Genomic DNA, 24,137 nt, shown 5'->3' on the forward strand with positions numbered 1-24,137 from the left:
AATTCAAGGGGTTAACCGCCGGCATGCGACGGACCGTAATTGACTTTTACGGCCATGGCCGGCAGTTTGGGAGCCTGTTTGCGGGCTCACCGGTTTATCGAAGGTTATGCCCGTTTTTGTCAAAGGAACATGAAAAAACGGTGCTGGAATCGTTTATCTCAAAGCCATTAAGCGGCTGTTCAGACTTCTACCGTTTATCGCGACTCGTTAAAGAAAAGTCCTACGGAAGTGCCGCTCTCTACATGAGTCATGTTTCATTTCTTAGTTGTTTTACTGAATTGTTTTTATTAAAGGCTGTTTCGTTTGATTGACTTACCCGCTGCTGATTCACATACCTCGACCACCAATCCGCTGACCGTTTATCTGGCGCGCCTGGCGCCGTCCAGCCAACTGACCATGCGTTACGTACTGCAGGATGCGGCCGACCGCCTGGGCTTCGAAGACATGAACATCGAAGAGATTCCCTGGCATGAGTTGCAGCCCGAGGACGTGATTGCGTTGGTCGCCACCTTGCGCACCGACGGCTATGCGCCCAACACCTCGTCGCTGTACGTCAATGCGGTGCGCGGGGTGATGAACGAAGCGTGGCGCATGAGCCTGATCAGCCAGGAACACTTGCTGAAAATGCGCTCGGTCAAGGGCATCGCCGGCACGCGGCTGTCCCAAGGGCGCAATCTTCGCCGCACGCTGATCCAGGAACTGATGGAGGTCTGCGCCGCCGATCCACGGCCCCAGGGGCTGCGCGATGCCGCGATCATCGGGATTCTGTACGGCTCGGGGATGCGCAAGTCGGAGTCGGTGAACCTGGACCTGAACCAGGTCGACTTTACCGAGCGCAGCCTGCTGGTCACGGCCAAGGGCAACAAGCAACTGGTCAAGTACGCCCCGGCCTGGGCCTTCGCCAAACTCGATGCCTGGCTGGAGTTGCGCCGCTCGCAACTCAAGGAAGGCGAGGCGGACGATACGTTCCTGTTCAATCGCATTCGCCGTGGCAGCCACATCACCCGCGAGCGCATCACCAAACATGCGATCTACTACATTGCCCGGCAGCGCGGCGCCCAGGTGGGGGTGAAAATCATGCCCCATGATTTCCGTCGTTCGTTCATCACCCGGGTGATCGAGGAGCACGACCTGTCGATCGCACAGAAACTGGCCCACCACAGCAACATCCAGACGACCGCCAACTACGACGTGCGCGATGACAACGAGCGGCGCAGGGCGGTGGATCGTTTCGATCTTTGATCGTCATGCTGGTCATAACCTTGTGGGAGCGAGCCTGCTCGCGAATGCGGTGTGTCATTCAGCATAAATGCTGACTGACCTGGCCCCTTCGCGAGCAGGCTCGCTCCCACAGGGGATTATCGGTGGACACATGAGTTACGTACGACACCGTTCAAATGTGGAAGCGAGCCTGCTCGCGAAGGCGGTGTGTCATTCAGCATAAATGTTGACTGACCTGACCCCTTCGCGAGCAGGCTCGCTCCCACAATGGGATCTGGGACATGGCTGTGAGGGATTGGTCGGCTGACAGGCCGCCATCGCTGCGATGCGGCGTCCCGACAAGCCAGCTCCCACAGAGGAATGCGTACGCTTACTTCAGTGCAATACCCGGTTCACGGCTCGCTCAATACGTGGGCATGGCCGATGGTCGAGACGTGAACGGCGCTGCCGGCCGGCGGGGCGTACATGCCGGAGCTGCGCACCAGCAGTGAGCGCCCCGACTGCTCGCCGGAGGCCGAGGACTGCAACTCCACCGTCAGGGTGCAGGTGTTGCCGCTGAAGTCCCGATCGGTGACCACCGCGCGGCACCCCACGACTTCCGCGGTATGGGGCAGGACACTGGCCAGTTGCAATTGCTCGGGCCGCAACATGATGTGCGCGGCATTGTTGTTGCGATGATTGTTGACCGGTATCCGCCCCAGATCGCAATGGGCCCAGCCGGCTTCGATGCGGGCGGGCATGACCACGGCGTCGCCAAGAAACAGCGCGGTCTGGACATCGTCGGGGTAGCGGTACAGGTCCAGCGGGTGTCCGGACTGTACCAGCCGGCCGTGGCGCATCACCGCCAGTTGGTCGGCGAAGGACAAGGCTTCGCTCTGGTCATGGGTGACCAGGATGGTGGTGACCCCGGCCTCTGCCAACAGACGCGCCACCAGCTTGCGCATGCTGGCGCGCAGACCGGTATCGAGTGCCGAAAACGGCTCGTCGAGCAACATCAACCGTGGTTGCTGGGCCAGGGCGCGGGCCAGGGCCACCCGCTGCTGTTGACCGCCGGACAACTCATGGGGCCAACGCTCGGCCATGTTGGCGTCCAGGGCAACGCTGTCCATCAACTCCGCGATACGTTCCTGTTTTTCGCTGCCCTTGGTCGCCAGGCCGAAGCCGATATTGGCCGCCACGGTCATGTGCGGGAACAACGCGCCGTCCTGCGGCACATAACCGATCAGGCGTTGATGCGCCGGCACCTCGTGGGTGCTGTCGACCAGCGTCTGACCGTTGAGCGACAGGCGCCCGGAGTCGGGGAACTCGAAGCCGGCGATCATCCGCAGCAGGGTGGTTTTGCCCGAGCCGGACGGGCCGACAATCACCGTGCGACTGCCGGTGGGCACCGACAGGCTGACGTTTTCCAGGGCTTTTTGCGTGCCGTAGGATTTGGAGAGCGAATGCAGTTCTAGAGCGTTCATCGGCCAGCCGTTTTTTTGGATTGGTGATAAAGGATTCCGGTCAACGGAAGCGACAGCACAATCATCAGCAGGGCATAGGGTGCAGCGGCGGCGTAATCGATTTCGCTGGTCAGCGCCCAGAAACCGGTGGCCAGCGTGCGCGTGCCGTTGGGCGCGAGCAGCAAAGTAGCGGTCAGTTCGTTGGTGATCGCCAGGAACACCAGTGCCGCTCCCGCCGCAGCCCCCGGAGCCGCCAGGCGCAGGGTGATCAGCCACAAGGCCCGTGCTGGCGAACGACCCAGGCTGCGGGCCATGTTTTCCAGTTCCACCGGCGCCTGGGCGATGCCGGCACGCAGACTCACCAGGGCCCGGGGCAGGAACATCAACAGATACGCCAGCAGCACGGTGATCGAGGTCTGATAGATCGGCCGGGCAAAATGGATGGTCACGGTGACCAACGCCAGGGCGACGACAATTCCCGGCAGGGAGCTGGTGATGTAGTTGCAGCTTTCCAGCACCCGCTGCAGTCGACCCGGCGAGCGAATCGACAGCCAGGCAATCGGGATGGCGGCGCAGGTGGTCAGGAGCGCGCCCGTTACGCCGAACAGCAGGGTCTGTTCCAGTGCCGGCAGCAGTTCCGACAAGTCCCAGACCTGCACGCCGCCGGCCATCAGCCACTTGCCCAGGGTGATCAGCGGAACGCCCAACGCCAGGGCGCAAGTGATGATCTGCAGGGCCAGCGCCAGAATCGTCGCCGGGGTATTCAGGCAGACAATCCGTTGCTCACGGGCACTGCCTGAACCGACGCGGGCATAGCGCGCATGGCCACGGGCGGCCGACTCGACGGTCAGCATCGCCAGGCAGCACAGCGCCAGTACACCGGCCAACAGGTTGGCGGCCGGGCCGTTGAAGGTGGATTTGAACTGATCGAAGATCGCCGTGGTGAAGGTGTCGAAGCGGATCATCGCGTACAGGCCGTACTCGGCCAGCAGGTGCAGGCCGACCAGCAACGCACCGCCGCAGATGGCCAGGCGCAATTGCGGCAACACCACGCGGAAAAACACCGCCCAGGGTTTGAGCCCCAGGGACTCGGCGACATCCTCGATGGCCGGGTCGAGTCGGCGCAACGTCGCGGCCACCGGCAGGTAGAGAAACGGAAAATAGGCGATGACCGAGACCAGTACCCCGGCAAACAGCCCGTGAATCGGTGGCACCAGGCTGACCCAGGCGTAACTGTGCACGAACGCCGGCACCGCCAGCGGCGCGGTGGCCAGTAACGACCACCAGCGGCGTCCCGGCAGGTTGGTGCGTTCAGTCAACCACGCCAGCGTCACCCCCAGGGCGATGCACAAAGGAACGGTAATGACCACCAGCAACACGGTATTGACCAGCAGTTCGCCAACCCGTGGCCGGAACACCAGCGGCACCACGGCCTCCCAACCGGTTTGCAGGTAGACGCCGATGACGAAGGCGATGGGCAACAGCGCCAGTAACGAAACCAGCACCGACAAACCGACCACCCACGCGCCGCCACGGCTCGCGAACAGGCCGCGTGACCGTCGGCGCAGGTTGGCGGGTGTGCTTTGGGCGACACCCGCCGGCAGGATTTCAGGTATCAATTAGAGCAGTCCGGCCTGAGTCATCAGCTCCACGGCTTTTTTGCTGTCGAGTTTCGACGCATCGACGGTCGGCGCGTCGAGCTGCTGCAAAGGCACCAGTTTAGGGTTGGATTGAGCGTTCTTGCCCACGGCGTATTCAAACGATTTGCCGTCCTTGAGGATGGCCTGGCCGTCCTTGCCGGTGATCCACTTCAGGAACGCCTGGGCTTGTTCCTGATGCTTGCTGGACGCCAGGACACCACCGCCGGAGATGCTGACAAACGCCCCCGGATCCTTGTGCCTGAAGTAGTGCAGCGCGGTGTTCTTGCTGTTTTCGCCGGTCTTGGACTGATCGACGAAGCTGTAATAGTGGTAGATCACGCCGCTGTCGATCTGCCCGGCATTCACTGCCTTGAGCACTGAACTGTTGCCGCGGTAGGCGGTGAAGTTGGTTTTCATTGCCTTGAGCCAGTCCAGGGTCGCGGCTTCGCCTTTCTGTTGCAGAATCGCGGCGACGATGGCCTGGAAGTCGGCACCGCCCGGTGACGCGCCCCAGCGACCTTTCCACTCTGGCGCCGCCAGGTCCATGATCGATTTGGGCAGTTGCGCTTCCGGCAATTTGCTCGGGTTGTAGACGAACACCGTGGAACGTGCGGCGATCCCCACCCATTTGCCGTGGGCTGGACGGTAGGCGGAATCGACTTGCTCCAGGGTGGTCTTGTCGACCGGCGCGAACAGGCCCGCGTTGTCGACCAGGACCATGGCCGGGGAGTTTTCGGTCAGGAACACATCGGCCGGCGAAGCGGCGCCTTCCTGCACGATCTGGTTGCCCATTTCGGTGTCGTCACCATTGCGCAAGGTGACCGGAATACCGGTTTCCTGAGTGAAGCCTTCGACCCAGGCCTTGGTCAGGCCTTCGTGCTGCGCGTTGTAGACCACGATGCCAACGTCGGCGGCATACACGTGACCGGCGCTCACCAGGGCCGAGGTTAACGCAGAGACCAGCAGGGCTTGTTTCAGGAAGGACGGGATTCGGGACATCATGCTAAGGCAGCTCCTGTTTTTTTGATTTCGAGCAAGCAGATTCGACGGGTAAGACGTCGATTATTGTAGATCAATAGGAATCATTTGCATGTTTGCGGCGCGGCAAATGTAATGGGTGAAATGAGAAAAAATCGTCAATTCGTTGGGCCCATTCAAAACCCCTGAAAAAAACTGTGGGAGCGAGCCTGCTCGCGAAGGTCGTTAACGATGACGCGAGCATCCTGGATAAACGCGGCGTGCTTGAGTTTTTCGCGAGCAGGCTCGCTCCCACAGGAGGAATGGCTCCGACAGGGGAATGCGTGTCCACAGCGGGTTGTGTTACTGGCTGGCATTGGCAGACGGACAGCCTTTTTGCGTACTGCTCGCCGCCTGGCTGATCAGCGCTGCCAGGCGTCTGACGTTGTTCTGCTGCGCTGCCACCAGCTCATCGACAGATGGCCCGGAAGGCGTCTGCAAGGTACTGCGGCAGGGCAGCAGGGTGTCATCGCCGTTGCGCAAGCGCCATTTCGCATCGATCAGCCCGTATTGGCCGGGAATTGAATCGAACCGCTGCACGTCGACTTTCACCGACATCCTGCGTTGAGGATTGCTGTTGACCATCTGATCAAGCAGGGCACTGCGCAACTCATCCACCAGGCTGGCTCCCCACCAGTCCGTTTCGAGGATGGCAATCCCCGTGTTTCCCTGACGTACGACTATCTGTGGTCGATCGACCTGAGGCGGTACAACAAGGCTTTCGATCTGGATCTCCGCGGTAGACCGCGAACCAGCGCTCAGTTGGGCCGGGGTCAGGGTGTGGAACTGAATCGGGTCGCTGCGGCAAGCGCTCAATAAGGCCAGCGCAGCGATCAACGCAACTTTCAGCGGAAAAGCCATGAGTGATGCTCCTGTGGTCATTTGCTTGGCGGCCCTTGCAGATCCATGGGCGCGGCATTGTCGGGACGACCGCGAATCAGCGATTCCGGATGGCGGCCCAGGTAATCAGCCAGGTCACGCAGGGAGCGCGATGTACGCCCCAGCTCGTCCAGGGTCTGCCCCAGTTTTTCCCGTTGCGGCGAATCGTCGGCCAGGGTCGAGTTGGCCGATTGCAGTGTGGTATTGGCCGATTGCAGGGTCTTGCTGACGTCCGTCAAAGTGCTCTGCACGCCTGGCAGGGTCTTGGCGTTGAATTGTCCGAGACTTTTGCGCAGTTCCACGAGGTTGCTGTCCAGATTACCGGCGATTCGCTCGATAGGCAGTTGATTGATCTTGGTGACCATGGCTTCGATTTTTTCCTGCAGCTGTTCGAGGCTGCCGGGAACGGTCGGAATGGAGACCGGGCGGGCCGTCGGATCGAACGCGACCTTTTCCGCCTTCGGATAGAAATCCAGCGCGATGTACAGCTGACCGGTCAGCAGGTTGCCGGTGCGGGCCTGGGCGCGCAGGCCGTTTTCGATGAACGCGCCGATGATTCGCACACCACCGGCTTCATCGCTGGGGTCATGTTTGAGCGCTTCAAGCATCCGGGTGTGCGCCTGGCCCAGCCGTTGCGGGTAAATCACGATGCCGACGTTGACCGGAAAGGTGCGTTTTTTCGCGTCGAAGTCCAGATTGACCGACACCACCTTGCCGATTTCCACGCCGAGGAACTCCACCGGCGCATCGACCTTGAGCCCGCGCAGCGCCTGATCGAAACGCAAGGCCAGGAACTGTGGCTTGCCATTGGGCGGGGCGAGGGCGCTTTGCTGGTCCTCGAACAGTTCGTACGCGTACTCCTCCGGGGCCGGCTTGTCGTTGGGGCTGTATTCCGGTGCGCGAAAGGCAATGCCCCCGACCAACATGGCAGACAGGGACTCGGTCTTGACCGCGAAACCATTGGCACCGACGTTCACGTCAATGCCGCTGGCATTCCAGAATCGGGTGTTTTCGGTGACGAACTGATCATTGGGCGAGTTGATGAACAGTTCGATGTTGACGCCTTTGCCGTCCGGGTCCAGTGCATAGGCCACCACCTGGCCAACCGGAATCTTGCGGTAATAGACAGGAGAGCCAATGTCCAGCGAACCGAGGTCCGCGGTATGCAGGGTGAAGCGTTTGCCCGGCTCGCCATAGGTGATCGGCGGCGGGTTTTCCAGGCCCTTGAAGTTCTTGGCGCGACTATTGTCCTGGCCGATGTCGGCGCCGATGTAATCGCCCGACAGCAGGGTGTCGATGCCCGATACGCCGCCGGCGCCGATGCGTGGCCGTACCACCCAGAATTGTGAGTCCTTGCGGGTAAAGCTTTCCGCCTGCTTGACCAATTTGAGGGTGGCGTTGACGCTCTTCTGGTCATCGCTCAATTCCACGTCAGCCACATGGCCGATGACCACGTTGCGGTATTTGACTTCGGTCTTGTTAGCGACCAGGCCACTGCCGGTCTTGAAGTTGACGGTGATGGTCGGCCCCTCCTGCAGGATGCTGTGTACCACCAGGGAAATCCCCACCAGCACCGCGACAATCGGCACGATCCAGACCAGCGACACGCTGAAACGACGGGTCTTGACGGGGGCCTGACCAGGGGCCTGTGGCCCGTCAGTGGCTTGTTGCTTCATCCGTGACCTCCTTCAAATGTGAACCTTCGCCCTTGGCATCCCAGATCAGGCGCGGGTCGAAACTCATGGCCGACAACATGGTAAACACCACCACCAGGCCAAAAAACAGAATGCCCGGACGCGGCTCGATGTCGGCCAGGGCTTGAAATTTCACCAGCGAGGCCACCAGGGCCACAACTATCACGTCGAGCATCGACCAGTAACCGATCACCTCAACGAAGCGGTACATCTTCGACCGCTCCTTTTGTGCCCACAGACTGTTACGTTGCACGGTGACCAGCAGCATGGTCAGGGCGACGAACTTGATGCCCGGTACCGCGATGCTGGCGATGAAAATGATCAGGGCGATGTCCCAGGCACCGTGGGCCCAGAAGTCCAGCACGCCACTCATGATCGTGCTGTCGGCGCCGCTGCCGACCATCTTGGTGTTCATCACCGGCAGCACGTTGGCCGGTATGTAAAACACCAGGGAAGTGAACAGATAGGCCCAGGTCCGGGTCAGCGAGTTGGTCTTGCGTCGATGCAGGGGGGCGCCACAGCGCTCGCATTCGTGGGGCTCAGAGGTCATGTCACAGGCCAGGCCACAGGTGTGGCACAGGCACAGGTTGAGCTCGCCGGCTGTCGGTGGTGTGGTCATGGGAGATCCCACAGATCACGGATATCGCGGCCGGCGATACGGATCATCATCAGGCTGAGGATGGCCAGGGCGATCAGGCCGATACCGGGCAGTACATCGAGAAAACCGGCGAGTTTGATCACCGCCACCATCGCCCCCAGCAGGCAGACCTCCAGCATGCTCCAGGGCCTGAGGGTTTCCAGCCAGCGCATGCAGAATTTGAACGCCGGTGCGCGTCGATGGCTCAGGGCGAAACCCAGGACCCAGATCAGCAGCGCCAGTTGGATGATCGGCGCGATGATCATGGAGATCGCCGCCACCATCGCGATGAAGGTGATCGGCCCCAGGCTCAGGGCCAGCACCGAGTCCCACAGCGTCGCACTGTTTTTGAGCCCTTGCAGGCTGATGCTCATGACCGGGTAGAAGTTGGCGAAGATCCACAGCATCAGCGCGGTGAAAGTCAACGCCAGGCGTTGTTCCACCGTCAGGCCGCTATAACGCTGAAGCACACCGCCGCAGCGCGTGCACAGGGTTTTCTGATGTTTGGAAAGCGTGGTTTTTTCGTACACGCAATCACAGTGCTCGCAGATGATCAGTTGTTCACTCGTCGCCATTGGCAAAGCTCGACAGAAGTCAGGAATTGATGAGCACCTCCTCAATATAGAAGCGACTTGCAATTGAGCAAATCGAAACACACAACGAAGGACCGCACATGCGGCGCAAAAAACCGTGGGAGCGAGCCTGCTCGCGAAAGCGGTGTGTCAGATGTCAGGTTTGTCGATTGCCGGACCGTCTTCGCGAGCGGGCTCGCTCCCACAGAGGGAACGATCTGATTTTTTTCAGCCGAGTACTTCGCGCATGCGATACCACAGCATGCCCAAGGCCAGCAGTGGCGAGCGCAAGGCGCGGCCGCCGGGGAAGGTCATGTGCGGCACGGCGCTGAACACGTCGAAGCCCTGGCTGTGCCCGGCATGGATCGCCTCGCCCAGCAACTTGGCGCACCAGTGCGTGACATTCAGGCCATGGCCGGAGTAGCCCTGGGCGTAGAACACATTGGGGTGCTGGCTCAAGCGACCGACCTGAGGGAAGCGATTGGCGGTGATGCCGATCTTGCCGCCCCATTGGTAGTCGATGCGCACGGCGGCCAGTTGCGGGAAGACCTTGAGCATCTGCGGACGCATGTAGGCCGCGATATCCCGGGGATCGCGCCCCGAGTAATGGCAGGCTCCCCCGAACAGCAAGCGACGGTCCGCCGAGAGCCGGTAGTAGTCCAGGCCGACTTTCTGGTCGCACAGTGCCAGGTTCTGCGGGATCAATTGCGCCGCCAATTCCGGAGACAAGGGTTCGGTGGCGATGATGTAACTGCCCGCCGGCAGGACCTTGCCGCTGAGTTTCGGCTCCAGTTCTTCCAGGTGGGCATTGCAGCCCAACACCAGGCTGCCGGCGCGTACCGTGCCACCGGCGCAGCGAGCCTGCACCGTGCTGCCATGGATCAACTCCAGCACCGGGCTTTGCTCGAAGACCCGCACGCCAAGGGATTGCGCAAGCTGTGCTTCGCCGAGCACCAGGTTCAGCGGATGCAGGTGACCCGAGCCCATGTCGATCAATCCCCCCGCATACAGGTCAGAGTTCACCACCTGCCCGGCGATCTGTCCGGGTTCGACCAGGCGGGTTTCATGGGCATAACCCGACTCGACCAGTGCTGCGTGTTCGGCCTTCAACCCGGCAAACTGCACCGGGGTGTTGGCCAGCTCGCAAAAGCCCCAGCGCAAGTCGCAATCGATGCCATGCTCACGGATTCGCCGACCCACCAGTTCCACCGACTCCGTGCCCGCGCGCTCCATATAGCGCACGCCTTCGGCGCCGACATAGCGGGCGAAACCGCTGACGTCATGGCCGATGCCGCGAATCAATTGCCCGCCATTGCGCCCGCTGGCCCCCCAGCCAATCCGCCGGGCCTCCAGCAGGATCACCGAGAGCCCGCGCTGGGCCAGCTCGATTGCCGTATTGACGCCGGTAAAGCCGCCGCCAATCACGCAGACATCGGCCACCAGGTCTTCGGCCAGTGCGGGGAAGGGCGCCAGGCTGTGGGCCGACGCAGCGTAGTAAGAGTGCGTATGTTCCTGGGTGTACTGGTTCATTGGTTGGACTTCACTTTGCTCCAGGAACGGGTCATCAGGCGCATGATCGACTGCGGCGGGGTGGTCGAGATGTACAGCTTGTCGAGGACGGCCTGGGACGGGTAAACCTCGGGGTTGTTGACCAGTTCAGCGTCCATGTACTGCTTGGCGGCCGGGTTCGGGTTGGCATAGCCGACCGAGGCGCTGACCTTGGCGATGACCTGCGGATCGAGCAGGTAGTTGATGAAGGCGTGGGCTTCTTTCGGGTTGCTGGCGTCGGCGGGAATGGCCAGCAGGTCGAACCACAGGTTGCTGCCTTCCTTGGGGATGGCGTAGGCGATGTTCACATTGTTCTTGGCTTCCTTGGCGCGGTTGGCGGCCTGGAACACATCGCCTGAATAACCGAAGGCCACGCAGATGTCGCCGTTGGCCAGGTCCGAAACGTATTTGGAAGAATGGAAGTAGGTCACGTACGGACGGATGCTCAGCAGCTTGGCTTCGGCCTTCTTGAAGTCCTCGGGGTTCTCGCTGCGCGGGTTCATGCCCATGTAGTTGAGCACGGCGGGGAACACTTCATCCGCCGAGTCCATGATCGACACGCCACACTGGCTGAGCTTCTTGATGTTCTCCGGTTCGAACAGCACGGCCCAGGAATCGATGTGGTCGATGCCCAGCACTTGCTTGACCTTGTCGACGTTGTAACCGATGCCGTTGGTGCCCCACAGGTACGGCACCGAGTGTTCGTTGCCCGGATCGTTTTTCTCCAGCAATGCCAACAGCTTCGGATCGAGGTTCTTGAAGTTCGGCAGCTGCGCGCGATCCAGTTTCAGGAACGCGCCGGCCTTTACCTGGCGGGCCAGGAAGTGGTTGGAAGGCACGACCACGTCATACCCGGTGCGCCCTGCGAGCAGCTTGCCTTCCAGGGTTTCGTTGGAATCGAAGACGTCGTAGATCACCTTGATCCCGGTTTTCGCCTGGAAGTCGGCGAGGGTGGTTTCGCCGATGTAATCGGTCCAGTTGTAGACGCTGACCTGTGGCTGGGCCTGGGCAACGGCGCTGCACAAAACAGTGAGCGCGAGCGGGACCATGGATTTCAATAGACGCATGTCGACACCTCTTGGAATTATTGGTTTTTTCAGGTGAATCTTTGGTGAGCAGGCGGCCGCTTTCGCGAGCAGGCTCGCTCCCACAGGGGAATGCATTCCAACATGTGGGAGCGAGCCTGCTCGCGAAGGGGCCCTTGCAAACAGCAGAGTAATCAGACGCTCAGCAGCAGGAACTCCCGCTCCCACGAGCTGATCACCCGCTTGAAGTTCTCGTGCTCGGCGCGTTTGACCGCGACGTAGCCGCGCACGAACTTGTCGCCCAGGTAGCGGCTGACGGTGTCGCACTCTTCCATCTGGGTCAGGGCGTCTTCGATGGTGATCGGCAGGCGCAGGTTGCGCCGTTCATAGGCCCGGCCCTGGACCGCGGCGCTCGGCTCGATGCCCTCGACCATGCCGATGTAGCCGCACAACAGGCTCGCGGCGATGGCCAGGTACGGGTTGGCGTCGGCGCCCGGCAGACGGTTTTCCACACGCATCGCCTCGGGGCTGGAGGTCGGCACGCGCAGGCCGACGGTGCGGTTTTCTTCGCCCCATTCGACGTTGACCGGTGCCGAGGTGTCCGGCAGGAAGCGGCGGAACGAGTTCACGTTCGGCGCGAACATCGGCAGCACTTTGGGGATGTACCGCTGCAAGCCACCGATGTGGTGCAGGAACAGCTCGCTCATGTTGCCGTTGTCATCGGCGAAGATCGGCTTGCCGGTGGCGATCTCCACCACGCTCTGGTGAATGTGCATGGCGCTGCCGGGCTCGTCGCCAATTGGCTTGGCCATGAAGGTCGCAGTGACGTTGTGCTTGAGCGCGGCTTCACGCAGGGTGCGCTTGAACACGGTGATCTGGTCGGCCAGGTCGAGGGCGTCGCCGTGACGGAAGTTGATTTCCATCTGCGCCGGGCCGTCTTCGTGGATCAGCGTATCGAGGTCCAGGCCTTGCAATTCGCACCAGTCATAAACGTCTTCGAACAGCGGATCGAATTCGTTGGCGGCGTCGATGGAGAACGACTGCCGACCGCTTTCCGCGCGACCCGAACGGCCCAGTGGCGCCTTCAAAGGCAAGTCCGGGTCTTCGCAACGTTGGGTCAGGTAGAACTCCATTTCCGGTGCAACGATTGGCCGCCAGCCTTTGTCGGTGTACAGCTGCAAGACTTTCTTCAGCACGTTGCGCGGCGACAGTTCGATGGGGTTGCCGAATTTGTCGAAGGTGTCGTGAATCACGATGGCCGTCGGCTCGATGGCCCAAGGCACCACGTACACCGCGTCGGACACCGGCTTGCACACCATGTCGATATCGGCCGGGTCGAGCAGGTCGTAGTAGATGTCGTCGTCGACAAAATCCCCGGTTACCGTTTGCAACAGCACACTTTCCGGCAGGCGCATGCCTCGCTCATGCAGGAACTTGTTGGTGGGTGCGATTTTGCCGCGTGCAATGCCGGTCAGGTCGCTGACGACGCACTCGACTTCGGTAATCTTGTGATCTTTCAGCCAAGTGAACAGCTGATCGAAAGGGGCATTCATAAAGACCTCGTTATTGGTTTTGTTAACGCGGGAGAAGGCCGTTTTCATCTTCGGGAGACTTCCCCTGTGGCGCGTTGACGACTATCTTGGGCGAGCCTTGCGGTTCCATCTATCCACTTTAAGCAATACAAAGCGCACCAAAAGAGTGCGCGAGATCGTCCCATGAACGTGTGTAACTCACTACAAGTCCAAGCCTTCAACACCGCCGATGTCGCCGAGCAAATCCGCGCCACGCCGGGTTGGGTCCAGCATTACCAGCAGATGTCGCCGGGGCATTTCGCCGGTCTGGTGCGTTATCTGGATTTGCAGGGCGTGGAGATTTACGAGGAGTCGATGAACACGCGGGTCGAGCAGAATTTCAGTGCACCCCAGGGGTCGTTGGCGTTCTGTTTCGATCGCAGCGACAACGCGCTGTACGTGCTCAATGGCGAGAGCCGCAACATCTGGATCACCCCGGAGAACTATCAGGAAATCGCCGTGGTGTTCGGTCCGGAGTTTGTCCAGCGTCACAAACTGGACGTCGCCCGGCTCGAAGGGCTGTTCCTCGCGCCGCTCAATTCGCAGCAGAACGCATTGTTCAGCCGCTGGCTCAGCGGGACGCTGACGCGGCTGTCGCAGACCTTCGATCCCCCGAGCCGGGAAGCCCTGACCGAGCAATTGCTGGACGATTGCCTGTTCATTCTCGACAACGCCTGCGTGTGCCTGGACCAGGGTGCGTTGCAGCGCCGGGCTGGCGAGCGGGCGATCATGAAGCGGGTAGGGGAATGGGCGGCGGACACGCCGGAAGAACACTTGAATCTGCTGGAACTGTCCCAGGTCGCCGGGGTTTCATTGCGTCAGTTGCAGCACGCTTTCAAAACCTATACCGGCATGGCGCCGACCCAATGGCTACGCCTGCGCCGGCTCAACAGCGCCCGTCGCGAACTGCTCGGCAGCACGCCGACGCAGACCACCGTGGCCGAAGTGGCGATGCACTGGTCGTTCTGGCATTTGGGTCGGTTTTCCAGCAGTTATCGCGCGCTGTTCAAGGAATTGCCGAGCGACACCCTCAAGCGCGCGAGTGTCACTCCGCCCGGGCGCGGGCGGCGTTAGAAGGTGGGCGGGGTGATCACCCAGATCACCACCGCATCCACCTCGCCAGGGTTGCCGTAACGGTGCGGCTCCTGGCTGGAGAAGCTGAAGCTGTCGCCTTCGTTGAGCTGGAAATAACGCTCGCCCACCCACAACTCGAAACTGCCCGACAGCAGGTATCCGGCTTCTTCACCTTCGTGGCTGTAGCTCTGCTGACTGTAAGTACCCGGCGGGAACCGCGAGTGGAGCATTTCCAGTTGGCGGTTGGGTGGCGGGGTCAGCAACTGGTCGACGATGCCGTCCTCGTAATGCACGCTCAGGCGACTGTTCTTGCGCACCACCACACCGTCGTCTTCGGGGTTGGTGTTGGCTTCGCTGGCGAAGAACCACTGGATGGTCACCCCCAGGCTGCGGGCAATGTTGAACAGCGCCGGGATCGATGGATAGGCGAGGTTGCGTTCCAGCTGGCTGATGTAGCCGGCGGTGAGTTCGCTCTGTTGCGCCAGTTCCGCCAGGGTCATGCCCCGGCGTTTGCGCAGGCCGCGAATCCGCGTGCCGAGAAAGTGTTGTTCGGCGGCGCCGGTTGCGGGTTGTGTGGTGCTGTTGGTGCTCATGGTCAATTCCGAACCGGGGAGGGGCTTGAGCTAATGTGCACAATCCCTGTGGGAGCGAGCCTGCTCGCGAAAGCGGTCTGTCAGACGACATTGATATCGACTGGCATGACGCCTTCGCGAGCAGGCTCGCTCCCACAGTTTTATGCGTTGTTCGTCAAAGGCCCCGGAGTATAAACAGGCTTAAAGCGCCCACGCGACTTTCAGCCCTTCATAAATCGCTTCTTCGGCAGTGCGCGGTGCCAGGCAGTCGCCGATACGTCGGAACTCCACCAACCCTTGCAACTCGGCGCCAAGGGTATCTACCGGCTGATGGCCCTGGCACAACACCAGCGTATCGATGTTTTCCATCAGCATCGCTTCGCCGCTGGCGGTGTGTTGCAGGTAGACGGTGTCGTCGTCGCAGCCATACAACCGCGCATAAGGGGTGATCGGCACACCCAGTTTGTGCAGCTCGCCGGCCAGGTGATCGCGCACGTACAACGGCAGGTTTTCCCCGCAATGGGTACCGTTGACCGCCAGTTGCACCTGATGCCCGGCGCGGGTCAGGCGTTCGGCGATACCGGGGCCGATCCAGTCGCAGCGCCAGTCGACCACCACCACCGAGCGGCCGATCTTCACTTCATCACGCAGGACCTGCCAGGCATCCACCACCTGCAATTCACCCCCGCGCTCGAAGTGTGGCCAGTAGGGTTCGGCGCCGGTCGCGACGATCACCATGTCGGGTTTTTCCTGTTCCACCAAAGCTCGGTCGACCCGGGTGTTGCGCACCACGCGCACCCCGGCCAGTTCCATTTCCCGCTGCAGGTTGGTGCTGGCACCGCCGAATTCGCTGCGCCGAGGCAGCAATTGCGCCAGCAGCACCTGACCGCCGAGTTGCGAGCTGGCCTCGTACAGCGTCACCTCATGCCCGCGCTGGGCGGCGACGGCGGCGGCTTTCATCCCGGCGGGACCACCGCCGGCGATCATGATGCGTTTGCGGGTTTTTGCCGCCTGGCGCTGGCCGAAGATCAGCTCGCGTCCGGTTTCCGGGGCCTGGATGCAGGAAATCGGCAGCCCTTTATGGAAGTGGCCGATACAGGCCTGATTGCAGGCGATGCACGCACGCACGTCCTCGACGTGGCCGGTGTCGGTCTTGTTGGGCATTTGCGGGTCGCAGATCAGCGCCCGGGTCATGCCGCAGACATCGGCCTGGCCACGGGCGATCATCAGCTCGGCTTCCTGGGGCTGGTTGATGCGCCCGGTGACGAACAACGGAATGTCCAGGCTGGCCTTGAACGTCCCGCCTTCCTTGGCCAGGTACGCCGCTTCAATCGCCATCGGCGGCACGATGTGCACCGCGCCGCCGAGCGAGGCCGAGGTGCCGGCGACGATGTGCACGTAATCCAGTTGTCTCTGCAGCGATTGCACGGCGGCCAGGGATTCGTCTTCGGTCAGGCCTTCGGGGTCGCGCTCGTCGGCGGAAATCCGCAGGCCGACGATGAAGTCTTGTTCGGTGCTGGCGCGTATTGCAGCGATGACTTCACGGAGGAAACGCAGGCGCTGTTCCAGTTCACCGTTGTAGCCATCGGTGCGGCGGTTGACCCGTGGATTGATGAATTGCGCCGGCAGGTAACCGTGGCTGGCCACCACTTCCACGCCATCGATCCCGGCCTGATGCAGGCGTCGGGCGGCGGCGGCATAACCGGCGACAATCTCGTCGATCATCCCTTGATCCAGCGCCCGTGGCATCACCCGGAAACGCTCATTGGGCACCGCAGAGGCGGAGTAGGCCACCGCCAGCAGGCCATCGCTGGACTCCATAATCTCCCGCCCCGGATGGAACACCTGGGACAGCACCACAGTGCCGTGGGCATGGCAGGTGTCGGCGATTTTCCGGTAGCCGTCGATACAGGCGTCGTCGGTGGCCATCAGCACATGGGAGGTGTACCGCGCACTGTCATGCACGCCGGCCACTTGCAACACGATCAGCCCGGCACCGCCTTCGGCGCGCGCCCGGTGATAGGCGATCAACTGCTCGTTGACCAGGTTGTCGGTGGGCATGGAGGTGTCGTGACCGCTGGACATGATGCGGTTTTTCAGGCGCTTGCCACGGATCTGCAAGGGTTCGAACAGGTGCGCGAAGGCGGGGGTCGACATGTACGGCTACTCCAGCGGGCTGGCCTTTGTGGGAGCGAGCCTGCTCGCGATGGAAGTCCGGGCACCGCGGGGAATCAGGCGGCCCGAGTTTTCGTTAACGTCCATCGCGAGCAGGCTCGCTCCTACAGAGGTATCAGGTTTTCGGTTGTTATTATTGTTCTATAGAAATTTACCGCCAGTAAAAAATCAACTTGTTTTTTTACTGTGGCTTGCAGTAGTTTCGTTTCTAGCCCGCTCCTGGGGCGAACCTCACCAACAATAAAAAAGGGCCAAACGGACACAAATCCGGCGGCACCTGCACGAGGAACCATTGATGAAATCGAACATGCTCAAGCACGGTTTTTATCCCTTGGTGTTGTCCATGGCCCTGGGCCTTGGCAACGCTCAGGCAGGATCGGACATGGTGGTGGTCGGATACGGCGGGGCCGGGCAGAAAGCCCTCGACGCGGCGTTCTTTCAGCCTTTCGCCACGCTGGATCAAAGCAAGGTCATGCAAGCCGAATACAACGGTGAGATGGCGAAGATCAAAGTGATGGTCGACACCGGCAACGTCGATTGGGATGTGGTGCAGATCGAAGGCCCGGACCTGATGCGCGGTTGCGAAGAGGGCATGTACGAGCGTCTTGACTGGACGCGACTGGGGCGTGCCGAGCAGTTGATCCCCGAAGCGGCACAGGAATGTGGATCGGCGGCAATGGTCTGGAGCGTGGCGATTGCCTACGACACCGACAAACTGGCGCAAGCCCCGACCTCGTGGGCCGATTTCTGGGACGTGAAGAAAACCCCCGGCAAACGCGGGCTGCGCAAGCGTGCGGTGTACAACCTGGAATTCGCCTTGCTTGCCGACGGGGTGAAAACCGAAGACGTCTACAAGGTACTCGCCACCCCGCAAGGCGTGGACCGAGCGTTCGCCAAACTGACCGAACTCAAGCCCTGGATCCAGTGGTGGGAGGCCGGCGCGCAACCCCCTCAATGGCTGATGTCCGGCGATGTGGTGATGACTTCGACCTACAGCGGACGCATTGCCGACGCCGCGCAAAAAGGCAGCCACCTTGGCCTGGTCTGGCCCGGCAGCCTGTACGGCATGGATTACTGGGCGATCATCAAGGGCTCCAAACATGTTGATCAGGCCAAGCGCTTCATCGCCTTTACCAATCAGCCGGATGCCCAGGTCAACTATGTGAACCTGATCCCTTACGGGCCGACCAACACCCTGGCTGCCGCGCAACTGGACGACAAATTGGCCAAGTGGGTGCCGACCGCCCCGCAGAACCTCAAGGGTGCGCTGTCGATGAACGTCGGCTTCTGGGTCGATCATGGCGAGGAGCTTGAGGAACGCTTCAACGCCTGGGCCAGCAGGTAAACGACGGCGGCTGGACGTCGGTGCACGTCCAGCCGTAATGTCTGCCAGCCGATCTGCCTGGAGAACCACAACAATGAATGACCTGACTGCCGCGCCTGTGCGCAGCACCCTTGAACAGCGCCTGCGCGAAGAACTGGCCGCCTGTTATCGCCTGATTGCGCATTTCCGCATGACCGACCTGATCTTTACCCACATTTCGGTGCGCCTGCCGGGGCCGGAGCATCATTTCCTGATCAACCCTTATGGGCTGATGTTCGATGAAATCACTGCGTCGAATCTGGTGAAGATTGATCTGGAGGGCCGGGCGGTCGAACCGTCGCCGTATCCGGTCAATCCTGCCGGATTCGTGATTCACAGCGCGATTCACGGCGCCCGCGAGGACGCGCAATGCGTGCTCCACACCCACACCAAATCCGGCTGCGCGGTCGCCGCGTTGAAGTGCGGGTTGCTGCCGGTGAACCAGATTTCCATGGAGTTCTACGGCAAGGTCGCTTACCACGACTACGAAGGCGTGGCGCTGGACATGAGCGAGCAGCAGCGGCTGGTGGCGGACATGGGCGACAAGCCAGTGCTGATGTTGCGCAACCATGGTTTGCTGACCGTGGGTGAAACCGTCAGCCAGGCGTTCCTGCGCATGTATTACCTGGAAAAGGCCTGTGAAATTCAGTTGGCCGCGCAAGCTGCCGGCGAACTGGTGCTGCCATCGGCTGAGGTGTGCGAACACACCGAGCGCCAGTTCAATGACCCGGGGCGGCCGCTGGAGGAGGGTGAACTGACTGACCCGGATGCCATGCAACTGGCCTGGGCGGCGTTGTTGAGATTGCTGGATCGGGTGGCGCCGGGGTATCGGGATTGACTCAGACCCTGTGGTGAGGCGGCTGGCCTCTTCGCGAGCAGGCTCGCTCCCACAAGGGGGTCAGGTGTCGAGCGCCAATATGTGCGGCAACCCGGATCAACTGTGGGAGCGAGCCTGCTCGCGAAAGCGGTCTTTCAGGCGTGCATACTCTTGCTGTACAGTCGTTCAGCTCGCCAAAAAAACGCGAGCCCCAACGATTGAATCCAGGAGCATGTCGCCATGAATCAGGAAGCCCGTTTTTCCCGCATGGAACCGGAGTTGCGCAAGGCCAATCTGATCGAGGCGACGCTGGTGTGCCTCAAACGCCATGGCTTCCAGGGTGCTTCGATCCGCAAGATTTCCGCCGAGGCCGGTGTGTCGGTGGGGCTGATCAGCCATCACTATTCCGGCAAGGACGAACTGGTGGCCGAGGCCTATATGGCGATCACCAGCCGGGTCATGACCCTGCTGCGCGATGCCATGGAGCAGGCGGCACCCAATGCCCGCGAGCGGTTGTCGGCGTTTTTCCGTGGTTCGTTCTCCGCCGAATTGCTCGACCCGCAGCTGATCGACGCCTGGCTGGCATTCTGGGGCGCGGTGAAAACCGCCGAGGCGATCAATCAGGCTCACGATCATTCCTATGGCGAGTACCGCGCCATCCTGGGCAAGGCGCTGACCGAGTTGGCGCAGGAAGAAGGCTGGGAAAACTTCGACGCCGATCTCGCGGCGATCAGCCTCAGCGCCTTGCTCGATGGCCTGTGGCTGGAATTGGGCCTGAACCCCGGCACTTTCACCCCGGAGCAGGGCATCCAGATTTGCGAGGCCTGGGTCGACGGATTGCAAGCGGGCGGGCGCCAAAGGTTTTGCGTGCAGACGAGCAGCTGTTGATCGCCTGTTCAGCAGTGGCTACTCTCTGGCGCAGATGCAACAAAACACTCTAATAAGAAATACGCCTTCGGGCCTGTGCAGGACTCCTTGTAATGACGCCTCGGGTACTGATCGTCGATGACGATCCGCTGATTCGCGAACTGCTGCATGCCTATCTTTCCCAGGAAGGCTACGACGTTCATTGCGCCGCCACGGCGGAACTGGCCGAAACCTTCCTGGCCAGCCAGTCCGTGGACCTGGTCATGCTCGATATCCGGCTGCCGGGCAAGGACGGCCTGACCCTGACCCGCGAACTGCGGGTGCGCTCGGAAGTGGGGATCATCCTGATCACCGGGCGCAACGATGAAATCGACCGCATCGTCGGCCTTGAATGCGGCGCCGATGACTACGTGATCAAACCCCTCAATCCACGGGAGCTGGTGTCCCGGGCGAAAAACCTGATTCGTCGGGTTCGCCATGCACAATCCCCGCAACCCGTGGCGCCTGTCTCCAAACCGGTCAAACAGTTCGCCGATTGGGCGCTGGATACCGACCGCCGTCGACTGATCGATCCGTCCGGCAGTGAAACGCTGTTGACCCATGGGGAATACCAGTTGCTCAGCGTGTTCCTGCGCAACAGCGGCCACACCCTCAGCCGCGATCAGTTGATGGACCAGATCCGCAATCGCGAATGGGTGCCCAACGATCGCTCCATCGATGTGCTGGTGGGTCGTTTGCGTCGCAAGTTGCACGACGATCCCGCCGAACCGCAGCTGATCATCACCATCCACGGCGCCGGTTACCTCTTTACCGCCAGCCTGGCGGCGTGAGCCGCGTGGGGCGACTACTCTGGCTGCTGGTGCTGCTGTCGGGCATCACGCAGGCGGCGGACAAGGTGCGCTATTGCGATTACCCGGTGTACCCGCCGATTTCCTGGAGCGACGGTAAACAGGTCCGGGGGCTGGCGCCGAGCGTGGTGAAAAAGCTGTTCGGCGAACTGGGCTACGAGGTCGAAGTCGTGGTGCTGGGCAACTGGAAACGTTGCTTGCTCGACGCCGCCGAAGGTCGGGTCGACGTGGTGTTGGCCTACAGCACTGCGCAACGGGAACAGAGCATGCTGTTCTCCACCGTGCCGGTGCTGCGTGAAGAGGTGGCCTTGTTCATCAATCGACAGCGCCCGGTGACATTCGAACGGCTGCAGGATCTGGCCAACTACCGGGGCGGACTGCTTTTCGGTGAAAGCTACGGCGTGGAGTTCGATCGCATGGTCGCGCAAAACAACAACATCGAATGGGTCTCTGACAGCCGCCAGAACTTCGGCAAGCTGATTCGCGGACGTATCGACTTCATCACCCAGGAACGTCGCACCGGGCAGTTGTACGTGGAAAACCTGCCCGGCGCGCAAGACATCGTCGCCTTGCCCAATGCCCTGAGCGTCGACTATCTGCGGGTTGCCGTTTCGCGCCTTTCGCCGCTGGCCACGCGCATGCCGGACATCAATGCGCAACTGCAACGCATGGTGGAGGCCGGCGACATCGAGCGCCTGCTCAATGAAAGCGAAGTCACCTACCGCGACATGATCAACCTGCCGGAGAACGCGCCATGATCCGTGCCCGTCCCGGTGGCCTGCTGCGTCGCCTGCTGTTGTTCATCCTGTTGTTCAGCCTGTGCTTTACCGTGCTCGCCAGCAGCGTGCAGCTGTACATCGAATACCGCCGGGAAATGCGCGAGATCGATTCGCGCATGGAGCTGATTCGCGCCGGCTACCTGGCCAGTCTGGAGCGCAGCTTGTGGGACTTGAATCAGGAACAACTGACCGTGCAGATGCGCGGCCTGGTGGATTTTTCCGACGTGGCAAGGGTGCACCTGATCAGTCCGGACTACGACTTGCTGCAAGGCAACCCGGACCCGGTCGGCCCGTTGCGCATCGAGCGTTTTGCCCTGGACTACCAACCGCCCTCCGGCCCGTTGCGTCAACTGGGCGAACTGGAAGTCAGCACCGATCTGGGCGCGGTGTACCGGCGCCTGTACGCCAGCGGGTTGACCAGCCTGTTGTGGATGGGCGCGTTTCTCTGCGGTCTGGCGGTGGCGCTGTCCGGCCTGTTTTATCGATTGGTGACCCGCCACCTGCAAGTCATGGCCGAATTCGCCCGGCGTATTGCCGCCGGGCAATGGCACGAGCCACTGCGTCTGGACAAGCGACGCAGCACCCAGGAAGACGAGATCGACAGCGTGGCCTACGCCCTGGATGACATGCGCCGCGCCATCCTCAGTGACATCGACCGCCGCGAAACCGATCGCCTCGCCTTGCAGGACAATCGCGATGAATTGCTGCGCCGGGTCGAACGACGCACCGCCAGCCTGATGCGGGCCAAGGAGGAAGCCGAAGCGGCCAACCAGGCCAAGTCGCGGTTTCTGGCGACCATGAGCCACGAACTGCGCACGCCCCTCAACGGCATTCTTGGCATGGCCGAATTGCTCCGTGGCGCCAGCCTGAATCAACAGGACAGCAAGCGTCTGGATGCCTTGCACAAGGCCGGTGAAGGGCTGCTGAGCATCCTCAACGAAGTGCTGTTTTTCGCCAGGCTGGAGGAGGGCGCGAGCCTGCCCGAGCCAGTGGACTTCTCGATTCGCCAATTGCTCGACGAAGTGCTGACCCTGTTGGAGCCCAAGGCGTTGAGCAACCAGACCATCCTGCTTAGCCGTGTCGATGAGCGGCTGGCAGCGCGTCACCACGGTGCCGAGCAATTCCTGCGGCAGATCCTCAGCAACTTGCTGGCCAACGCGATCAAGTTCACCGAAGACGGCGAAGTCAGCGTCGAGGTGGCATTGCTCACCCAGGCTGAAGGGCAGGACGGACAGCATCTGCGGGTCAGCGTCACGGACAATGGCATCGGTATTTCGCCGACGATGCAGGCGAAGATTTTCGAGCGTTTCACCCAGGCCAGCGAAGAAATCGCCCAGCGCTTCGGCGGCACCGGGTTGGGGCTGGCGATCTGCAAACATCTGGTGGAGTACATGGGCGGCAGCATCGGTGTCAGCAGCGAGGTCGGGCGCGGCAGTTGCTTCTGGTTCGAGCTGACCTTGCAGCCGGCCAGCGATGTCATCGAGCCGGCGATGGTGAGTGAACCGGGTGCGGCGCTGGACATTCTGGTGGTCGAGGATGTGGCGCTCAACCGCGAAGTGGCCGAGGGACTGCTGCAACGGGACGGCCATCGGGTGTGGCTCGCCGAAGATGCAGAACACGCGATGCGCCAATGTGCCGGGCGGACCTTCGATCTGATCCTGCTGGATGTGCATCTGCCGGGCATGAGCGGGGTCGAACTATGCAGCCATTTGCGCAGCAGCGACGGGCCGAATCGCCAGACGCCGATGATCGCGCTGACCGCCAGCGTCCAGCCGGCATTGGTGCGTGGTTACCTGGATGCCGGTATGGACGGCATTCTGGCCAAGCCGCTGAAGCTGGAAAGCCTGCGCCAGGTGCTGGCGGGGCAGGCTACGGTCAACGAGGCCGTGGTGGAGGACGAAACAATCGACTGGCCGTTGCTGCAAACCCACCGCACGCTGCTCGGCGAACAAAAGGTCCAGGGTTTGCTGGCGGGATTGCGTCGTTCGATCCTTCAGCACCGTGAAGCGCTGGACGAAGCGACCGGAGCCGACGATTGCACCGAGGTGGCGCAACTGGCGCACCGTCTGGCTGGCAGTAGTGATTCGCTGGGGTTTCGTGGGCTGGCTGAGGTCCTGCGAAGGTTGGAAACGGCGGCGCTGGGCAATGATGAAACGCAAATCCGCACGCTGGTGCCGTCCGTTCAAGCGCAAATCCAACGGTCGCTGCAAACGCTGGAGGACCTCCTGGGAGTGGGCTTGCCGCGATGATCTGGAAAACCGCATAGCACTGTGGGAGCGAGCCCGCTCGCGAATGCGGCGTGTCAGTCAACATATGTGCGAACTGGTACACCGCCTTCGCGAGCGGGCTCGCTCCCACAGGGAAATGCGTATTGCCTCGTGGGTGTACAAGGTTGT

General features: G+C 61.4%; 20 protein-coding genes. 8 read left to right on the forward strand and 12 right to left on the reverse strand.

Annotated features, from left to right (window positions below; all coding sequences use genetic code 11):
- The first annotated feature begins 303 nt into the window (after positions 1-303).
- The gene (gene xerC / locus HNQ83_RS12605) at positions 304-1,242 is read left to right on the forward strand and encodes a tyrosine recombinase XerC (protein ID WP_175389259.1); all 939 of its coding nucleotides are present in this window, start codon (positions 304-306) and stop codon (positions 1,240-1,242) included.
- Between the two features lie 371 nt (positions 1,243-1,613).
- Here the strand turns inward: xerC and HNQ83_RS12610 are convergent, their stop codons facing one another.
- The 10 genes from HNQ83_RS12610 to HNQ83_RS12655 all read right to left on the reverse strand — a co-directional run bounded on the left by HNQ83_RS12610 (position 1,614) and on the right by HNQ83_RS12655 (position 13,228).
- On the reverse strand, positions 1,614-2,684 hold the full coding sequence (locus HNQ83_RS12610; protein WP_175389260.1) for an ABC transporter ATP-binding protein: 1,071 nt from the start codon (positions 2,682-2,684) through the stop codon (positions 1,614-1,616).
- Complete coding sequence (locus HNQ83_RS12615; RefSeq protein WP_175389322.1) at positions 2,681-4,279, reverse strand: ABC transporter permease subunit; 1,599 nt, start codon at positions 4,277-4,279, stop codon at positions 2,681-2,683. The genes HNQ83_RS12610 and HNQ83_RS12615 overlap by 4 nt, the downstream gene beginning before the upstream one ends.
- Positions 4,280-4,282: 3 nt before the next feature.
- Positions 4,283-5,305, reverse strand: coding sequence for an iron ABC transporter substrate-binding protein (locus HNQ83_RS12620; protein ID WP_175389261.1), 1,023 nt, complete (start codon positions 5,303-5,305; stop codon positions 4,283-4,285).
- A gap of 318 nt (positions 5,306-5,623) precedes the next feature.
- Positions 5,624-6,181, reverse strand: coding sequence for a membrane integrity-associated transporter subunit PqiC (locus tag HNQ83_RS12625; protein WP_175389262.1), 558 nt, complete (start codon positions 6,179-6,181; stop codon positions 5,624-5,626).
- Between the two features lie 17 nt (positions 6,182-6,198).
- Entirely contained in the window at positions 6,199-7,875 is a 1,677-nt protein-coding gene (locus HNQ83_RS12630; protein ID WP_175389263.1) for an intermembrane transport protein PqiB, read from the reverse strand.
- Positions 7,856-8,512: a paraquat-inducible protein A gene (locus HNQ83_RS12635; RefSeq protein ID WP_175389264.1), complete on the reverse strand. Its 657-nt coding sequence runs from the start codon at positions 8,510-8,512 to the stop codon at positions 7,856-7,858. The genes HNQ83_RS12630 and HNQ83_RS12635 overlap by 20 nt, the downstream gene beginning before the upstream one ends.
- Positions 8,509-9,105: a paraquat-inducible protein A gene (locus HNQ83_RS12640; RefSeq protein ID WP_175389265.1), complete on the reverse strand. Its 597-nt coding sequence runs from the start codon at positions 9,103-9,105 to the stop codon at positions 8,509-8,511. The genes HNQ83_RS12635 and HNQ83_RS12640 overlap by 4 nt, the downstream gene beginning before the upstream one ends.
- Before the next feature lie 225 nt (positions 9,106-9,330).
- The gene (locus tag HNQ83_RS12645; RefSeq protein ID WP_175389266.1) at positions 9,331-10,632 is read right to left on the reverse strand and encodes an FAD-binding oxidoreductase; all 1,302 of its coding nucleotides are present in this window, start codon (positions 10,630-10,632) and stop codon (positions 9,331-9,333) included.
- Positions 10,629-11,717: a polyamine ABC transporter substrate-binding protein gene (locus tag HNQ83_RS12650; RefSeq protein WP_175389267.1), complete on the reverse strand. Its 1,089-nt coding sequence runs from the start codon at positions 11,715-11,717 to the stop codon at positions 10,629-10,631. Before HNQ83_RS12650 ends, HNQ83_RS12645 begins: the two co-directional genes overlap by 4 nt.
- 152 nt (positions 11,718-11,869) lie before the next feature.
- Positions 11,870-13,228 carry a glutamine synthetase family protein gene (locus HNQ83_RS12655; protein WP_175389268.1) on the reverse strand — a complete coding sequence of 453 codons (1,359 nt, stop codon included), beginning with the start codon at positions 13,226-13,228 and terminating at the stop codon, positions 11,870-11,872.
- A 162-nt stretch (positions 13,229-13,390) separates the two neighbouring features.
- Between HNQ83_RS12655 and HNQ83_RS12660 the strand changes: the two genes are divergently transcribed.
- Positions 13,391-14,320, forward strand: a complete 930-nt coding sequence (locus HNQ83_RS12660) for a helix-turn-helix domain-containing protein (RefSeq protein WP_175389269.1) — start codon at positions 13,391-13,393, stop codon at positions 14,318-14,320.
- Here HNQ83_RS12660 and HNQ83_RS12665 read toward each other — a convergent pair.
- Together HNQ83_RS12665 and HNQ83_RS12670 are read right to left on the reverse strand one after the other, a co-directional pair.
- On the reverse strand, positions 14,317-14,913 hold the full coding sequence (locus HNQ83_RS12665; protein WP_175389270.1) for a cupin domain-containing protein: 597 nt from the start codon (positions 14,911-14,913) through the stop codon (positions 14,317-14,319). The genes HNQ83_RS12660 and HNQ83_RS12665 overlap by 4 nt on opposite strands.
- A 180-nt stretch (positions 14,914-15,093) precedes the next feature.
- The gene (locus HNQ83_RS12670) at positions 15,094-17,049 is read right to left on the reverse strand and encodes an FAD-dependent oxidoreductase (protein ID WP_175389271.1); all 1,956 of its coding nucleotides are present in this window, start codon (positions 17,047-17,049) and stop codon (positions 15,094-15,096) included.
- Between the two features lie 313 nt (positions 17,050-17,362).
- Between HNQ83_RS12670 and HNQ83_RS12675 the strand changes: the two genes are divergently transcribed.
- From HNQ83_RS12675 to HNQ83_RS12700, 6 genes are all read left to right on the forward strand, one after another.
- Positions 17,363-18,412 (forward strand): ABC transporter substrate-binding protein, encoded by a 1,050-nt coding sequence (locus HNQ83_RS12675; protein ID WP_175389272.1) that lies wholly within the window; start codon positions 17,363-17,365, stop codon positions 18,410-18,412.
- Between the two features lie 73 nt (positions 18,413-18,485).
- Positions 18,486-19,268 (forward strand): class II aldolase/adducin family protein, encoded by a 783-nt coding sequence (locus HNQ83_RS12680; RefSeq protein WP_175389273.1) that lies wholly within the window; start codon positions 18,486-18,488, stop codon positions 19,266-19,268.
- A gap of 219 nt (positions 19,269-19,487) precedes the next feature.
- Complete coding sequence (locus HNQ83_RS12685) at positions 19,488-20,135, forward strand: TetR family transcriptional regulator C-terminal domain-containing protein (RefSeq protein WP_175389274.1); 648 nt, start codon at positions 19,488-19,490, stop codon at positions 20,133-20,135.
- 92 nt (positions 20,136-20,227) lie between these two features.
- On the forward strand, positions 20,228-20,944 hold the full coding sequence (locus tag HNQ83_RS12690; RefSeq protein WP_175389275.1) for a response regulator: 717 nt from the start codon (positions 20,228-20,230) through the stop codon (positions 20,942-20,944).
- A gap of 5 nt (positions 20,945-20,949) precedes the next feature.
- Positions 20,950-21,720, forward strand: coding sequence for a transporter substrate-binding domain-containing protein (locus HNQ83_RS12695; protein ID WP_175389276.1), 771 nt, complete (start codon positions 20,950-20,952; stop codon positions 21,718-21,720).
- Positions 21,717-23,990 (forward strand): ATP-binding protein, encoded by a 2,274-nt coding sequence (locus HNQ83_RS12700; RefSeq protein ID WP_175389277.1) that lies wholly within the window; start codon positions 21,717-21,719, stop codon positions 23,988-23,990. The genes HNQ83_RS12695 and HNQ83_RS12700 overlap by 4 nt, the downstream gene beginning before the upstream one ends.
- The last annotated feature ends 147 nt before the right edge of the window (positions 23,991-24,137 follow it).

The organism is Pseudomonas sp. C2B4 (assembly GCF_013359695.1).
Lineage (GTDB): Bacteria > Pseudomonadota > Gammaproteobacteria > Pseudomonadales > Pseudomonadaceae > Aquipseudomonas.

Bases quoted from the DNA above. Each gene is read 5' to 3' on its own strand.
- HNQ83_RS12645 (WP_175389266.1), bottom strand. From the start codon at position 10,632: ATGAACCAGTACACCCAGGAACATACGCACTCTTACTACGCTGCGTCG.
- HNQ83_RS12620 (WP_175389261.1), bottom strand. From the start codon at position 5,305: ATGATGTCCCGAATCCCGTCCTTCCTGAAACAAGCCCTGCTGGTCTCT.
- HNQ83_RS12665 (WP_175389270.1), bottom strand. From the start codon at position 14,913: ATGAGCACCAACAGCACCACACAACCCGCAACCGGCGCCGCCGAACAA.
- HNQ83_RS12650 (WP_175389267.1), bottom strand. From the start codon at position 11,717: ATGCGTCTATTGAAATCCATGGTCCCGCTCGCGCTCACTGTTTTGTGC.
- HNQ83_RS12630 (WP_175389263.1), bottom strand. From the start codon at position 7,875: ATGAAGCAACAAGCCACTGACGGGCCACAGGCCCCTGGTCAGGCCCCC.
- HNQ83_RS12660 (WP_175389269.1), top strand. From the start codon at position 13,391: ATGAACGTGTGTAACTCACTACAAGTCCAAGCCTTCAACACCGCCGAT.
- HNQ83_RS12690 (WP_175389275.1), top strand. From the start codon at position 20,228: ATGACGCCTCGGGTACTGATCGTCGATGACGATCCGCTGATTCGCGAA.
- HNQ83_RS12685 (WP_175389274.1), top strand. From the start codon at position 19,488: ATGAATCAGGAAGCCCGTTTTTCCCGCATGGAACCGGAGTTGCGCAAG.
- HNQ83_RS12625 (WP_175389262.1), bottom strand. From the start codon at position 6,181: ATGGCTTTTCCGCTGAAAGTTGCGTTGATCGCTGCGCTGGCCTTATTG.
- HNQ83_RS12675 (WP_175389272.1), top strand. From the start codon at position 17,363: ATGAAATCGAACATGCTCAAGCACGGTTTTTATCCCTTGGTGTTGTCC.
- HNQ83_RS12680 (WP_175389273.1), top strand. From the start codon at position 18,486: ATGAATGACCTGACTGCCGCGCCTGTGCGCAGCACCCTTGAACAGCGC.
- HNQ83_RS12635 (WP_175389264.1), bottom strand. From the start codon at position 8,512: ATGACCACACCACCGACAGCCGGCGAGCTCAACCTGTGCCTGTGCCAC.
- HNQ83_RS12670 (WP_175389271.1), bottom strand. From the start codon at position 17,049: ATGTCGACCCCCGCCTTCGCGCACCTGTTCGAACCCTTGCAGATCCGT.
- HNQ83_RS12640 (WP_175389265.1), bottom strand. From the start codon at position 9,105: ATGGCGACGAGTGAACAACTGATCATCTGCGAGCACTGTGATTGCGTG.
- HNQ83_RS12655 (WP_175389268.1), bottom strand. From the start codon at position 13,228: ATGAATGCCCCTTTCGATCAGCTGTTCACTTGGCTGAAAGATCACAAG.
- HNQ83_RS12700 (WP_175389277.1), top strand. From the start codon at position 21,717: ATGATCCGTGCCCGTCCCGGTGGCCTGCTGCGTCGCCTGCTGTTGTTC.
- HNQ83_RS12610 (WP_175389260.1), bottom strand. From the start codon at position 2,684: ATGAACGCTCTAGAACTGCATTCGCTCTCCAAATCCTACGGCACGCAA.